Genomic DNA, 14,514 nt, shown 5'->3' with positions numbered 1-14,514 from the left:
GAGGTGTCTCCAGTCTGTTGGGCGTGTGTCGCGGTTGCCCTACCCAAGGCTAGGGCGGCGGCGGTTGCACCGAGAAACGAGCGTCGTGTCGGCATCATCCGGCCCTTTCATCGTTGATGGCCGCATCCTTCGCCTTGCCGGCGGTGGCCGGTGCGCCGCTAGGCAGGTGGCCGAACATGTGCGGCATGCACTGCAGATTGAACCAGCTGAGATTGACCGGTTCGCCCGACAGGGCGCGCTTGACCAGCGGCACCGATTGCTCGCCGATCAGGATGCCGAACAAGCCGATGAGCGCAATGACCGGCGGCGCCGGCGAGCGGACGTTCAAGAGCGAATAGATGATGCCGACAAGCAGTCCGGCTCCGAGCGAGAGAAGATACAACTTCATCGCCAACTCCTTCACGAATGACAGTGCCGCCCCTGCCACCTCAAGCACGGCCAGAGCGATAATCTAGGGCATCTCAGCCCCGTGTCAGTGACCTTCGGAGGCGCCGAACATCGACTTGGCGTAGATGATGCCGAGGCCATACGCACCGCCGAACTTCTTGGCGATGCCGGTGGTCATGTCGTAGGTTTCGGTGCGGGCCCAGTCGCGCTGAAGCTCGAGCATGTACTGCAGCGAGGTCATCGGCCGGACGCCGGCCTGCACCATGCGGTCCATCGCCCGCTCATGCGCCTCGTCGGAGACGTCGCCGCAGGCGTCGGCGATGACATAGACTTCGAAGCCCTGGTCGAGCGCCGACAGCGTCGGGCCGACGATGCAGACCGAGGTCCAGAGCCCGCACATCACCAGGCGCTTCTTGCCGAGGCGGTTGATCTCCGCGATCACGGCGGCGTCTTCCCAGGTGTTCATCGAAGTGCGGTCCAAAAGCGTCTGGCCGGGGAAGGCGTCGATGATCTCAGAGAACATCGGACCGGAGAAGGTCTTCTCGGCAACGGTGGTGAGAATGGTCGAAACGCCGAAGCCGGCGGCCGCATGGGCGACCAGTGCGGCGTTGTTGCGCAAGAGCACCGCATCGATCGACTTGGTCGCAAACGACATCTGCGACTGGAAATCGATCATGATCAGGGTGTGGTCCTTGGGCGAGACGAGGAGTTTGCCGGGGGTCGCTGTCGCGGACATGGTCGTGGCCTCTTTCTATTGAAACTGGCTCCGATTGGAGAGGCCCAACTATGCCGCCGATGGCGGTCCCGTTCTTGTCGCCAAAGGTGGATTTTTGAAAATTTCGCTCGTCATACCGGAGACTGTAGTCTGATCCGGGCCGCTTCGCCGCACAACTATAACTGCGGTAAGCCCTACGACTGCCGGCTGCGTCGCCATTGGCGCGGCGTGGTCCCCACCGCCTGCACGAAGGCACGGGTAAAATGGCTCTGATCCGAAAAACCGCAGGCGGTGGCGATCTCGCTCAGCGATGTGGGAGAGAACTGCAGCAGGTCCTTGGCCTTTTCGATCCTTTGCTGCAGCAGCCAGCGGAAGGGCGTGCTGCCCATGGTCTCGCGGAAGGCGCGGAGAAAAGCTGCCTGCGACAGGTTGCAGGTCGAGGCCAGTTCTTCGACGGTAAGCTCGCCGTCGAGACGGGCTTGCACGAGTTCGCGAATACTTGCCTGGCAGCGCTGCGAGAGCCTGCGTCCTCCAGCCAAACTTTCGCCGCGGCCGTTGCCGTACTGTCGCACCATATGCACGCCGATTGCGACGGAAAGCTGATCGACGAACAGCGCGCTGCGATCGGTGTAACCGTCCACCGACGCAAACAAGGCACCGAGCATGCCGCCGAGAACAGGATCGGGCGAGCCGGAAATGGACCTCAGCTCGCTGACTCCCGTGGCATTTGCTGCATCCGCAATCCTCTGGAGCGCACCGTAGCCGATTTCAAGCAAGGTGAAGTCGAAGGAGCCTTCCAGATCCGCTTTGTAGTCGTCGGCGAAGTTCCTGACGTAGATGGAATTCTGGCCGAACTCCTGGATCGCGGAGTGATGCTCCCCGAAAACCCGGCGGCTATGACCGCCTGCGAGCGACAGGCCGATCAGATATCCCCGCCCATTGCCAGGGGTCGCGACCCTGCCCGGCGGACCCGCTGCCGATCGCTTGCGATAAAAGACCATATCGCGGCCTTCGATCGTCCTGTCGTCATCGAGCTGGTCCAGCGAACATCCGAGGCTGTCGCGCGGGCGCATTCCGACCGAGGCAGCGGAGGCATTCGTCATCGTCTTCGCTCCTGTTTATCGATTCCACCTGCCAAAAACTCCCGCAGCGCTAATGAAAACGAAACGCGCGGAACCAACCGACGCCCGGATTGCTGTGCGCCTGGGACGTGTGCACGCAGTTCATTCTCATCATCATCTGCAGGAGCGGCCTATGATGGCCCCGGCCGCCGCGTCATTCTTGCACGCTTTTCATGTGTTTTGAACAATCTACATGAGGGCGCGCCCTCTCTCCGCGCTATTACTGAGATCTACCGCCACCCCGACGGAGCGGTTCTTTTTCCTGAAGCGCGCCGGCGTTTCCGCCGTCTGGCTGGTGAACACCCGGGTCATGTGGCTCTGGTCGGCAAATCCGCAGTGGATCGCGATTTCGGCAAGGGGGGTGTCCTGAAGCAGACACTCTTTGACCCGCGCAATCCGGTATTCGGTCAGCCACCTGGACGGCGTGCGCCCGAAGCTCTCCTTGAAGGCTTTGTTGAAATAGCTGCGCGAGAGCTCGCACTGGGCGGCGAGATCGCCGATCGAAAACGCCTTGTTGAAGTGTGCGACCAGAAAATCCGTCGCCAGCCTCTCCTGCCATGGCGCGAGCGTACCCTTCTTGTCGACAGGGAAATGCAAACCGCCATAGGTCTGGCTGAGATGAGCCAGTGCGGCAAGGTTGATCTGTTCGACGAAAAGCAGATTGGCCCGGTCCGGCTCTTCGAGCGAGGGCAGCAGCGCCTGGGCGAGGCCGAACATCACCGGATCCACGCATCCCTGCACGGAAGACAATGACACATACTCGCCGCGTCCCGCCTTTTCGGTGAAGGCCCGCATGCAGGCGAATGGGATGTGGAAGCGGACATTGTCGAAGGGCGACAGATGGTGGCACTGCCATTGGTCCCGAAGATCGGTGATCGCGAGCGATGCCTTGGAGTGCCCTCCCTCATAGACGAGTTCGCCGCGCCGCCACAGACGATGCGCCTCGAAATCACGCATCTGGACGATGACGTTGAAGGCGTCGGCGAGCGGGATCAGCGGCCCGAGGTCCAGATCGAAGCGATCCGAAAAGGTTCTCGTCACGGTGATATCGCCCGCGCTGATCCTTCTGACAGTGGGGCGTGGTGTGCGCTCGCTTGCGCCCAGTCCCGCTTGTAAGGCCATCGGTCAGGGTCTCCCAGTATCGAGCTCAGCCGCCTGCTTCGGCGGCGGGGCAGATGCTACAACGGTTGGCGGCCGCATTACAGAGGCAAATCTCAGGGGACATCGCAGAGCTTCACAGGTCAACGGGCGCTCCCCTCACTGCCGCCAGCGCGCGCGCCACACGGCCGGCGCCACTCCCGTCACCTCGCGAAAGGCTTCGATGAACCGCGCTTCGTCGGCATAACCGCAACTGGCGGCGGTTTTGGCCACCGACCACCCCTCCTCGATCAGATAGCGTTTGGCTCGGCCGATCCTGTACCGCATCAGCCACGCCTCCGGCGTTTGCCCGGTCACGGATGCAAAGGCCGCGGCAAAAACGCTCTCAGACAGGTTTGCGGCCGACGCGGCAGCCGCAAACGAAAAGTCCTTGGCCCAATGGTCGATCATGAAGTCCTTGGCCGCCTTCTCCTGCCACACGGACAGATCGGGGCTGGCGGATGCGTTGGCTCGATCCGGATAGGAGTGCAGGAGATGCGCGCAGATTGCGACAGCGATATGCTGCAGCACGGGACCCGGTTCCTTCTCGCTCTTGGCGAGAAGCGGCAGCAGCGCCAAGGCAAGATTGTGTATGACGTCGTCGATCTCGCCGCGGCGGCACCTGAGACCGGCGGCGGCCGGAGCGTGAGCGAACTCGGAGACTTCGCGGAACAAAGCCCGCGGCAGGTGGAAGGCGAGTGAATCGAGATCGCTGACAAGCCGGATACTGGCGCCCTGAACGAGATCGACGAGGCAGACCGACCCCTGCCGGTAGCGGCGAATTTCACTCTCGCCTCCGCCCGGCACCACGTCGCGATGCATGACGTCCTTGAAATAGAACATCAGGAAATAGGCGTCGTCGGCGGGAAGGGACACGACGCGGCTCATTGCTCCATTCAGCCGGCATTGCAGACGCGTGACCGAAAAGCGGGCGTCGCGAACGGGCCGAACCCTGAGAAACGGCGCCTTCGGCTCGCCAAAACACGCTCCAATGCCATTCGGTTGTTTCATAGCCTGCCGTCCACCTTCGCCTCCTGGCGCTGGAGTTCATTCTTCGCGTGGAAACCTGCCTGGATGCCTGATCGATCCGATGACGAACACACACGGAATCATCTCGCTTTTGCCGTCATGTCAGGGAAAAATGCAGGATGCTGCCACCAATTTCTTGTATCCTTTGCTCACATTTAGCCGCAAACGACTCTGTTTTGACGGAAGCCCGTTGTGCGTGAGCCGATCGCGCAGTGCTCGCGGGGCTCCTGGTCGATTATCTTGTGAGGTAAAGGGCCGATACCCGAGCCCCTCTACAGTCGTGGCGGGCATGAAATCGGACAGGAGGCATTGAAGGTACTGCGGGAATTCCTTCCGGGGCCCGCAGGCAGAAATGATGCGGGCCGTGTCGGCTGACCCGGCCCGCGATCGATTACTGTGCGGCGGCTTCGAGATCGACCTTGTCGAGCAGAAGAGCTGGATTTTCGGCGGCGCCCATCAGCTCGAGTGCACCAATCCCGGCTTCTTCCTTGGCCTTGACCTTCAGGGTGAAGGCGCCGGGCTTGCTGATGAACTGGGTAAACGCACTTGCCACATCCTGCAGCTTCGGCTGTGTGGCAGCAAAATGCTGCACGCCCGCGCTCGTCATCAGAACGAGGAGACCGCGAACGCTGTCCTCGGTCATGTGGTTATCCTCGGCATAGAGCTTGATGCCCTTGGCCACGATGCCCTTGTCTTCGAGCTTGAGCGTGGCTTCCCGGGCCGTGAGGCCGAAGAGCGCCACCTGCGCAGCGGTCATGTCGCCGGAGAAGAAGTCCTTGCTCGCGCCGCCCATCAGGCCGGAGAAGGAGAAGCTGCCCATGTCCTTGCCGCTCAAGGAGATATCCTTGATGACGAGGTTCTCGTTCGGCTCATCCCAGGTCAGTTCGACGTTGGAAGAGAACACCAGCTTGTCGAAGCCCAGCTTGCGCAGCGTCGCGAAGCCTTCCTCCTGCGTGTCGGCCGGAATCGGCACGCTGAGATCGCGATAGCTGACGCGCACATCCGTCGGGATGCCGTTGTGCAGCTTGGTCAGGGCCAGCTCGTAGTTGTCGAGCGTGAAACGGACGCGCTCCGGAACGGAAGGCACGGCCGCCTGCTCGGCCGGCGCTTCGGCCATCGGATCGTCCTGGGCATCGCCGGGGACCTCTGCCTCGGATGAGGCGTCGCCATCGGTTGCCTCATCCGGCGCCTGCTCGGCGCTGACCGACGGATCGGCCTCGCTTTCGGTGGCGCTCTGGTCGTCTTCACCAGTTTCGCTGTCGGTCACGCTTGTCGGCGCGCTGCCGGGCATGTCCACGTCCAGCCCGGCGATGCGGATCGTTCCGAATTCCGGCATCAGGGTGGTGAAGGGGAAGGTTTCAAACTCTTCCTCTTTCAGGCCCGCCAGCTTCGTGAGCGCGTCCATGGTCGGAGCCCAGGAGAAGCCCTTGATGCTTGCTTCGGCGAGCTTGACGTAGTCTGCGCCTTCTCCGGCGGAAAGACCGTGCAGGGCACCGTCGAAGCTGCGGCCATTGAGCTGCATCGTCATTTTGTCGACGGCGAGCTTGATCGTCTTGCCTTCCTCTTCGCTGCTTTTGTCCGGCACTTCCATCTTGAGACCGAGCAATTCGATGTCGCCGCTGCCGATCATGTCGACAACTGAAAGGATGCGCTTGAAGAACGCCTGCCGCTCAGCCGGCGGCAACGTTTCGGGGTCCGTCACCCCTTGCAACTTCTTCAAGGTCTCCAGCAGCGGCTCGGCCGGCATGCGCGCGCTGAAGCCCTTGCTGCGCACTTCGTCATAACCGAACTGCGCCTCGCCGTCGGAGAAGGAAAGGTTCTTTGCCGACATCGGACCGTAAAGCGGCTTCGGCTCCTTGTCGTCCGGGCCGGCCTTTTCCGTGTAGATCCGCACCATATAGGCCGCGTCGAAGTTCTCGCCCGCGACAGCCCCGATCGAGCCGTTCATCTGCTCGCGCCTCGTTGCGCCTTCTCCGTCTGGAACATCCATGGCGAAGGCGAAGCTTGCACCGCTCGCCGAATAACGAGCAACGCGACCGCCGGCGATGTCCTCGAGCGCGAGGTCCTTGTAGACCGTCTTCTGCTCGGTGCCGGCCACATCCTGGCTGATCGTCGCCTCCGGCGCCGAGATCCGTTTTGCGGCAAAGCGCTCGATGCGTTTCAGCGCCGTCAGCTCACCCTGATCGCCTGCCTTGGAAAGCGCGCCAGCGAAGAAGTCCGGTTCTTCGAGGATCGCATGCGGCACGGAGAACTTGCCTGCGGCGATATCGAGCTCAAGGCCCTTCACATCAAGCCTGCCGCTGAGGAAGAAGATCTTTGGCCGGCCATCGATCGCGGCGACCTGCACACGTGCGCCATTGGCGAAGGGCAGCGTCACGTCACGCAGATGAATGCGCCCGAGGAAATCCGCCTCGACGGAGCCCGCCTTGCCGCCACGCTCGGAGATGAACTTGTCGACGGTCCTTTCGAGCATGAACTTGCCGCCGACTACCCCGGCGGCTGCGATCGCGACCACCGCGACGGCCGCCCAAAGTGCTTTGCGACGGCCCTTGCCGGCCCCAGTTTCTGTCTCAGCCACGATGTCTGTCCTTTCACCACGCGAAAAATGGAAAAGCTCTTTGAGTCTTTGGCGGATGTGACTAACCATTGGCGCTTTCTTACGCAAGTTTGACGGGAGTACAGTGCACCAATATTCTTGTGTGGGCTGCAATCAGCAAAGCGTTCGCGCGTCATCAAAGATGCATACAGGGCTGCAAGCATGCGCTTGTTGCCCTGCCGTCCATTAGCCATAGGATCGTCTTATCGTCACCATCAGGAAATCCAACTTAAATTAATGGAACCACTTTGATAGAGTTGCCGGTGCAATGAGGGAGACGCAGCCAGTGGCGAAACCGCTTCGCGGAACGACAACCACCGACGGCACAAAGAATGCCGCAAGCCGGGCCCGGCGCATCGCTGGCCCGCACAGCCCGCCTTTCCTCTGATCCGCACAATTCACGTTATCGCAAAGGGAGATAGAAATGGACGCGAAAGCCGACAAAACGGGCAAATGTCCCGTCATGCACGGAGCTCAGACGAGCGCTCAATCCGCCGGCACCTCGAACCGTGACTGGTGGCCGAACCAGCTCAACCTGAAGATCCTGCACCAGAATTCCTCCCTTTCCGACCCGATGGGCGAAGCCTTCAACTATGCCGAGGAATTCAAAAAGCTTGATCTGCCAGCGGTGAAGAATGACCTCTTCGCGCTGATGACCGATTCGCAGGATTGGTGGCCGGCCGACTTCGGCCACTACGGCCCGCTCTTCATCCGCATGGCCTGGCACAGCGCCGGCACCTACCGCACCGGCGACGGCCGCGGGGGCGCAGGCGCCGGGCAGCAGCGCTTTGCGCCGCTCAACAGCTGGCCGGACAACGCCAACCTCGACAAGGCGCGCCGCCTCCTCTGGCCCATCAAGCAGAAGTACGGCAACAGCATCTCCTGGGCCGATCTGATGATCCTCGCGGGCAACTGTGCGCTCGAGTCGATGGGCTTCAAGACCTTCGGTTTCGCCGGCGGCCGTCCGGACGTGTGGGAACCGGAAGAGGACATCTACTGGGGTACGGAAAAGACCTGGCTTGACGACAAGCGCTATTCCGGCGACCGCGACCTCGAAAATCCGCTCGCAGCGGTGCAGATGGGCCTGATCTATGTCAATCCGGAAGGCCCGAACGGCAACCCGGACCCGGTCGCTGCGGCCCGTGACATCCGCGAGACCTTCGCGCGCATGGCCATGAACGACGAGGAAACCGTCGCGCTGATCGCCGGCGGCCACACCTTCGGCAAGACCCATGGCGCCGGTGATGCCGCCAATGTCGGCCGCGAGCCGGAAGGCGCCGGCATCGAAGAACAGGGCCTCGGCTGGGCAAGCACCTACGGCAGCGGCCGTGGTGGCGACACCATCACCAGCGGTCTCGAAGTCACCTGGACGACGACGCCGACCAAGTGGAGCAACAACTTCTTCTGGAACCTCTTCGGCTACGAATGGGAACTGACGAAGAGCCCGGCCGGTGCGCACCAGTGGACGCCGAAGCATGGCATGGGCGCCGGCACCGTCCCGGATGCGCATGACAAGTCCAAGCGTCACGCCCCGTCGATGCTGACGACCGACCTCGCGCTCCGCGTCGACCCCACCTACGAAAAGATCGCACGGCACTTCTACGAGAACCCGGACGCCTTCGCAGACGCCTTCGCTCGCGCCTGGTACAAGCTGACGCACCGCGACATGGGCCCACGCGCCCGCTATCTCGGCCCGGAAGTACCCGCCGAAGACCTGATCTGGCAGGATCCGATCCCCGCCGTCGATCATCCGCTCGTCGACGCCAAGGATATCGCCGACCTCAAGGCCAAGATCCTCGCTTCGGGCCTTTCGGTCTCCGAACTGGTCTCGACCGCCTGGGCGTCCGCCTCGACCTTCCGCGGTTCGGACAAGCGCGGCGGTGCCAACGGCGCCCGCATCCGCCTTGCTCCGCAGAAGGACTGGCAGGTCAACCAGCCGGCACAGCTGGCCAAGGTGCTCGAAACCCTCGAAGGCATCCAGCGCGCCTTCAACGACGCGCAGTCCGGCGGCAAGAAGGTGTCGCTCGCCGACTTGATCGTGCTTGGCGGTGCGGCCGCAATCGAGAAGGCAGCGAAAGCGGCGGGTCACGACGTTGAGGTTGCCTTCGCACCAGGTCGCGCAGATGCCAGCCAGGAGCAGACCGATGTCGACTCCTTCGAGGTGCTCGAACCAATCGCCGATGGTTTCCGCAACTACCAGCGGACCCAATATGCGGTTTCGCCGGAAGAGCTGCTGATCGACAGGGCACAGTTGCTGACGCTAACCGCGCCGGAAATGACCGTTCTTGTCGGCGGCCTTCGTGTCCTCGGCGCGAACCACGATGCGACGAAACACGGCGTCTTCACCGATCGCCCGGAAACGCTCAGCAACGACTTCTTCGTCAACCTGCTCGATATGGCCACCGCGTGGACGGCGACGTCGGATGCCAAGGACGTCTTCGAAGGTCGTGACCGCAAGACCGGCGACGTCAAGTGGACGGCGACCCGCGTCGATCTCGTCTTCGGCTCGAACTCGCAGCTTCGGGCCGTCGCGGAAGTCTATGGACAGGCCGATGCCAAGAAGAAGTTCGTGCGCGACTTCGTGGCCGCCTGGAACAAGGTGATGGACGCCGATCGCTTCGATCTCACCTGACGTTCCGGCCTGACGCCACCATCGACCGCAGGTCCCGGCATAAAGCCGGGACCTGTTTTTAGAGCATCCGCGCGAAATGCGTCACCTAAGGTTGCAAGGCCGGCCCTGCGGCCGCCACGGCGCAACACACGTTAAACGGTCGCCCTCGGGTGACGGGCTCAACCAAACCATCCTGAACCTCGCGCCAGCAAGCACTTCCGCCTCGGACGGGACAAGGGGTGCAAGCCATTGCTTTTGTGACAAGTTCTCCTTTGCACCGTCCAGCTCCGGCAAACCCATCCCATTTATGTGGTCGACATCTTATCAACCATTAGTTGCGTGACTTGAGGCCGAGAACGTGTTCTGCTTTCAACGCAACGAGGGCGCCTGCCCAGGCGCGCTGAAGTCATCTCAAGCTGTTTCGTTCAGGGGGAACGTTGCATGCGTCATACGAGAATCCGTGCAGCTTCAATCACATCAACGCTTCTGGTCGCAATTGGTCTGACGGCGCAGACGGCTCTTGCCCAGCAGGCTCCGGCCGTTGTCGTGGCGCCGGCAGCAATCATGGATCTGCGCGAAAGCGTCGACCTGACCGGCAAGGTGACCGCCATCCAGAAGGTCGATATTCGCGCCCGCGTCGCTGGCTTCCTCGAAGCGGTGAACTTTACCGAGGGGCAGAAGGTCACCGCAGGAACGGAGCTTTACCGCGTCGAGGACGGCGCCTATCGCGCTGCCGTCCAGGAAATCCAAGGGCAGATCGAAGCGGCGGAGGCCGCCAAGCAACTCGCCGTCCTTGAGCGTGACCGCGCCGACCAGCTCCTCACCACCAAGACCGTCTCCCAGGCCAAGGTGGACGAGGCTAATGCCGCGGTCCGCAAGGCAGACGGCGATCTCGTGCGCCTCAAGGGCAGCAAGGACAACGCCGACCTCAATCTCTCCTACACCAAGATCGTGGCCCCTTTCGACGGCATCGTCGGCCTGACCACCGCCGATGTCGGCGCGCTCGTCGGCCCGGACAGCGGGTCGCTGGTCACGCTGACCCGGCTTGATCCCATCTATGTTCAGTTTCCGGTAGCGACCGCGCTCTACCTCACCTACCGCGAGCGCGTGCTGAAGGGCGAGATCAGCGGCAGCGCCAATGTCGGGCTTGGGCTTCCGAACGGCACGGAATACAAGCAGAAGGGCACGATCAACTTCATCGCCAGTAACGTCTCGCAAGGCACCGACACGGTGACCGTGCGCGCCGAATTCCCCAATCCGGACAGCATACTGCTCGACGGCGCCCTGGTGCGCGTCGTGCTCGAGCAGTCGGACAAACAGGATGTTCTGGCCGTGCCGCAGCAGGCGATCCAGCGCGATCAGCAGGGGGCCTTCGTGCTGGTGGTCGACGCCAGCTCCAAGGTGGAGCTGCGCCGCGTCGATGTAGCGCGCAGCACCCGCGGCCAGGCGGTCATCAGCAAGGGCCTGAAAGAAGGCGAGAACGTCATCACCGAGGGGGCCGGCAAGGTCCGGCCGGGCATCACCGTTGATGCCGCCACGGCAGCAGGTGGCTAAGCGATGATTTCAGAGATCTTCATCGATCGCCCGCGCTTCGCCACGGTCATTTCCATCGTGCTGACGCTGGCGGGCCTGCTGGCGCTCACCCGTCTGCCGATCGCGCAGTTCCCCGACATCGTGCCGCCGCAGGTCAGCGTCACGGCAAGCTATCCAGGCGCCGGCGCCGACGTGGTGGAAACCACCGTTGCCCAGCCGATCGAGAGCAAGGTCGTTGGCGTCGACGACATGCTCTACATGAAATCGACGAGCGGCGCCGACGGCTCCTATACATTGACCGTCACCTTCGCCGTCGGGACCGACCCGGACATCGCCACCGTCAACGTGCAGAACCGCGTATCGCTGGCCGAAGCGGGTCTACCGTCCGAGGTCAAGCAGAGCGGCGTCAGCGTGCGCAAGAAGTCGTCCGCGCTGATGCAAGTGATCACCATCTTTGCTGCGGACGAGAAGCAGAACTTCGATAGCCTGTTCCTGTCCAACTACGCCACGATCAACGTGCTCGACACGGTCAAGCGCGTGCCCGGCGTCGGCGATGCTCAGCTCTTCGGCGCTCAGGACTACTCCATGCGCGTCGTCCTCGACATCGACCGCATGACCAGCCTGGACCTGACGCCAACCGACGTGATCAACGCGTTGAAAGCGCAAAACGTTCAGGCCGCAATCGGCCGCATCGGCGCCCAGCCGATGACCGACGATCCGCTGTTCCAGCTGAATCTCCAGACCCAAGGCCGCCTGACCGATCCCAAGCAGTTTGAGGATGTGGTGTTGCGCGCGCGGCCCGATGGTTCCTATGTGCGCATCCGCGACGTTGCGCGTGTCGAGCTCGGCGCCGCCAGTTCGGATTCCAACGCCCGGATCAATGGCAAGCCTGTTGCCATGATCGGCACCTATCAGGCGCCGGGCGCCAACGCGCTTGCCGCCGCCAAAGGCGTGCAGGAGGCGATGGAACGCTTGTCGAAATCGTTCCCGCCGGGCCTCACCTATTCGGTCTCCTATGACACGGCGCAGTTCGTCGAAGCCAGCGTCGACAACGTCGAGGAAACGTTGTTCGAGGCCTTCGTCCTCGTCATTATCATCGTCTTCCTGTTCCTCGGGAACTGGCGGGCAACGCTGATCCCGCTCGTCGCCGTTCCGGTCGCGCTGATCGGCACTTTCGCGGTGCTGCTCGCCATGGGCTTTTCGCTCAACACCGTGTCGTTGCTGGCATTGGTTCTGGCGATCGGTATCGTCGTCGACGACGCCATCGTGGTCGTCGAAAACGTCGAGCGGGTGATGGAGGAAAATCCCGGCCTCTCAGCAGCGGAAGCCGCGCGTCGTGCGATGGGTGAAATCACTGGCGCCATCGTCGCCATCACCCTTGTACTTCTATCGGTCTTCGTCCCCGTCGCCTTCATCCCGGGCTTGAGCGGCCAGCTGTTCCAGCAGTTCGCCGTCGCCGTCTCGGTGTCGATGGTGATCTCGGCGATCAACGCGCTGACGCTGAGCCCGGCGCTCTGCGCCGTGCTTCTGAAGCCGCATCATGGGCCGAAGCGCGGCATTCTCGGCTACATCTCGCGCACCATCGACAAGGGACGCGACGGCTATGCCTTTGTCGCCGGCCACATCGCCCGCCGCGCGATCATTGGGCTTGCGTTGCTGGCCGTCGCCTTCGTCGCCACCGGCTTCCTTTTCCGTGTCGTTCCGACCGGCTTCCTGCCGGCGGAAGACCAGGGCGCCTTCTTTACCGAAATCCGGCTGCCGGAAGGCGCCTCCTACAACCGTACCGACGCGGTGGTGAAACAGGTAGAGACGATGCTTGGCGGCATCGAGGGGGTCGCCAATGTGATCACCGTCACCGGCTACTCCTTCCTCGATGGCCTGTCGAAGTCCAACTCGGCCTTCGCGATCGTCACCATGAAGCCCTTCGCAGAGCGCCTAAGTGATGCGGCCGGCGTCGAAGCGGCAATCCGCACGACCATGGCCAAGGGTCAGGCGATCCGCGGCGCACAGATCTTCGCCTTCAACCTGCCGCCGATCATGGGCCTCGGCACCGGTTCGGGCTTCGAATACCAGCTGCTCGACCTGCAGGGTCGTTCGGTCGCCGATCTTTCGGCCACCGCCGGCGGACTGATCATCGCCGCGAACCAGAACCCGGCGCTTGGCCCCACCTTTACAACCTATTCGGCGAGCTCGCCGCAGCTCTATCTCGATATCGACCGCGACCGTCTGCAATCGCTCGGCGTCTCGGTGAGCGATCTGTTCACCACGCTGCAAGGCACGCTCGGCAGCTACTATGTCAACGACTTCAACCTCTTCGGCCGCACCTGGAAGGTGACGATGCAGGCTTCTCAGGCGGACCGAAACGCCGTCGACGACATTCAGCGTCTGCACGTGCGCAACGCAAACGGCGACATGGTGCCGGTCGCTTCGGTCGCCAAGGTCGACTATATCGTCGGCCCGCAATCGATCGTGCGCTACAACAACTATCGCTCGATCACGCTGAACGGCCAGCCGTCCGCGGGACATTCGTCCGGTGAGGCGCTTGCCGCGATGGAGGCGCTCTCGGCTTCGACATTGCCGCCCGGATACAGCTACGAATGGACCGGAACGGCGCTGCAGGAACTGGAAGCGGCCGGCAAGACCACCGCCATCCTGGCGATGGCCGTGCTCTTCGCCTACCTCTTCCTCGTGGCACTCTATGAAAGCTGGACGATCCCGGTACCGGTGCTGCTGTCGGTCGCCTTCGGCGTATCAGGTGCGCTGCTGTCGGTGCTCGTCGCCGGGCTTTCCTTCGACATCTACGCCCAGATCGGCCTCGTCGTTTTGATCGCGCTCGCGTCGAAGAACGCGATCCTGATCGTCGAGTTCGCCAAGGCCCACCGCGAAGCCGGCGCTTCGATCGTCGATGCGGCGATCGAAGGCGCGCGCGCCCGCTTCCGCGCCGTGATGATGACGAGCTTCGCCTTCATTGTCGGCCTGGTGCCGCTGGTGGTCGCCAAGGGCGCCGGCGAACTTAGCCGTCGCGCGGTCGGCACCGGCGTTGCCGGCGGCATGCTTGCCGCAGCACTCGTCGGCATCTTCGTCATCCCGGCGCTCTACGTCGCCTTCCAGTGGCTGCGCGAGCGCGGCCACAAACTCGCCGGCATTTCCATGCACCCGGTCGGAGCGCACGGCGCGTCGGCAGAAAGCGGCACGGCGGAGAGCGGCGCCCAGACACCAACCGGCAATGGATAGGCTTGTCGGCCCGACGGCAACATCGACAACGGGGCCGGTTCGGCCCCGTTTCCATTCGACCCTTTCCGCCAATCGGAGACCTCGAATTACCGCTGATTTGGTGATCGGCGGCGCGGCCTGATGGCTGTTGGCGTCTTTCGCCTGCGATTTC

General features: G+C 62.8%; 9 protein-coding genes. 3 read left to right on the top strand and 6 right to left on the bottom strand.

Translation table 11 applies throughout. From position 1 onward, the window contains the following. Positions 1-94: 94 nt before the first annotated feature. From AC3WWH_RS34435 to AC3WWH_RS34410, 6 genes are all read right to left on the bottom strand, one after another. The gene (locus AC3WWH_RS34435) at positions 95-388 is read right to left on the bottom strand and encodes a XapX domain-containing protein (RefSeq protein ID WP_058329927.1); all 294 of its coding nucleotides are present in this window, start codon (positions 386-388) and stop codon (positions 95-97) included. A gap of 84 nt (positions 389-472) precedes the next feature. Further along, positions 473-1,123 carry a hydrolase gene (locus tag AC3WWH_RS34430; protein WP_058329928.1) on the bottom strand — a complete coding sequence of 217 codons (651 nt, stop codon included), beginning with the start codon at positions 1,121-1,123 and terminating at the stop codon, positions 473-475. A gap of 173 nt (positions 1,124-1,296) precedes the next feature. After that, positions 1,297-2,205: a helix-turn-helix domain-containing protein gene (locus tag AC3WWH_RS34425; protein ID WP_492377611.1), complete on the bottom strand. Its 909-nt coding sequence runs from the start codon at positions 2,203-2,205 to the stop codon at positions 1,297-1,299. Positions 2,206-2,412: 207 nt separating this feature from the next. Then, positions 2,413-3,345 carry a helix-turn-helix domain-containing protein gene (locus tag AC3WWH_RS34420; RefSeq protein ID WP_492377610.1) on the bottom strand — a complete coding sequence of 311 codons (933 nt, stop codon included), beginning with the start codon at positions 3,343-3,345 and terminating at the stop codon, positions 2,413-2,415. A gap of 135 nt (positions 3,346-3,480) precedes the next feature. Then, positions 3,481-4,371, bottom strand: a complete 891-nt coding sequence (locus tag AC3WWH_RS34415) for a helix-turn-helix domain-containing protein (protein ID WP_492377609.1) — start codon at positions 4,369-4,371, stop codon at positions 3,481-3,483. A gap of 409 nt (positions 4,372-4,780) precedes the next feature. After that, positions 4,781-6,967 carry an aq_1923 C-terminal domain gene (locus AC3WWH_RS34410; protein ID WP_492377608.1) on the bottom strand — a complete coding sequence of 729 codons (2,187 nt, stop codon included), beginning with the start codon at positions 6,965-6,967 and terminating at the stop codon, positions 4,781-4,783. A 442-nt stretch (positions 6,968-7,409) separates the two neighbouring features. Between AC3WWH_RS34410 and katG the strand changes: the two genes are divergently transcribed. The 3 genes from katG to AC3WWH_RS34395 all read left to right on the top strand — a co-directional run bounded on the left by katG (position 7,410) and on the right by AC3WWH_RS34395 (position 14,363). After that, positions 7,410-9,617, top strand: a complete 2,208-nt coding sequence (katG, locus tag AC3WWH_RS34405) for a catalase/peroxidase HPI (protein ID WP_492377607.1) — start codon at positions 7,410-7,412, stop codon at positions 9,615-9,617. Positions 9,618-10,037: 420 nt separating this feature from the next. After that, the gene (locus AC3WWH_RS34400) at positions 10,038-11,150 is read left to right on the top strand and encodes an efflux RND transporter periplasmic adaptor subunit (RefSeq protein ID WP_492377606.1); all 1,113 of its coding nucleotides are present in this window, start codon (positions 10,038-10,040) and stop codon (positions 11,148-11,150) included. A gap of 3 nt (positions 11,151-11,153) precedes the next feature. Further along, a complete protein-coding gene (locus tag AC3WWH_RS34395; RefSeq protein ID WP_058324421.1) occupies positions 11,154-14,363 on the top strand; it encodes an efflux RND transporter permease subunit in 3,210 nt (1,069 codons plus the stop codon). The last annotated feature ends 151 nt before the right edge of the window (positions 14,364-14,514 follow it).

It is taken from the genome of Ensifer sp. EB106-03-01-XG145, assembly GCF_058792075.1.
This window is presented reverse-complemented; position numbering and strand designations above follow the sequence as displayed.

What these genes read in the sequence shown, in the direction of transcription:
- katG (WP_492377607.1), top strand. Translation starts at nt 7,410, where the DNA reads ATGGACGCGAAAGCCGACAAAACGGGCAAATGTCCCGTCATGCACGGA.
- AC3WWH_RS34420 (WP_492377610.1), bottom strand. Translation starts at nt 3,345, where the DNA reads ATGGCCTTACAAGCGGGACTGGGCGCAAGCGAGCGCACACCACGCCCC.
- AC3WWH_RS34435 (WP_058329927.1), bottom strand. Translation starts at nt 388, where the DNA reads ATGAAGTTGTATCTTCTCTCGCTCGGAGCCGGACTGCTTGTCGGCATC.
- AC3WWH_RS34415 (WP_492377609.1), bottom strand. Translation starts at nt 4,371, where the DNA reads ATGAAACAACCGAATGGCATTGGAGCGTGTTTTGGCGAGCCGAAGGCG.
- AC3WWH_RS34430 (WP_058329928.1), bottom strand. Translation starts at nt 1,123, where the DNA reads ATGTCCGCGACAGCGACCCCCGGCAAACTCCTCGTCTCGCCCAAGGAC.
- AC3WWH_RS34395 (WP_058324421.1), top strand. Translation starts at nt 11,154, where the DNA reads ATGATTTCAGAGATCTTCATCGATCGCCCGCGCTTCGCCACGGTCATT.
- AC3WWH_RS34425 (WP_492377611.1), bottom strand. Translation starts at nt 2,205, where the DNA reads ATGACGAATGCCTCCGCTGCCTCGGTCGGAATGCGCCCGCGCGACAGC.
- AC3WWH_RS34400 (WP_492377606.1), top strand. Translation starts at nt 10,038, where the DNA reads ATGCGTCATACGAGAATCCGTGCAGCTTCAATCACATCAACGCTTCTG.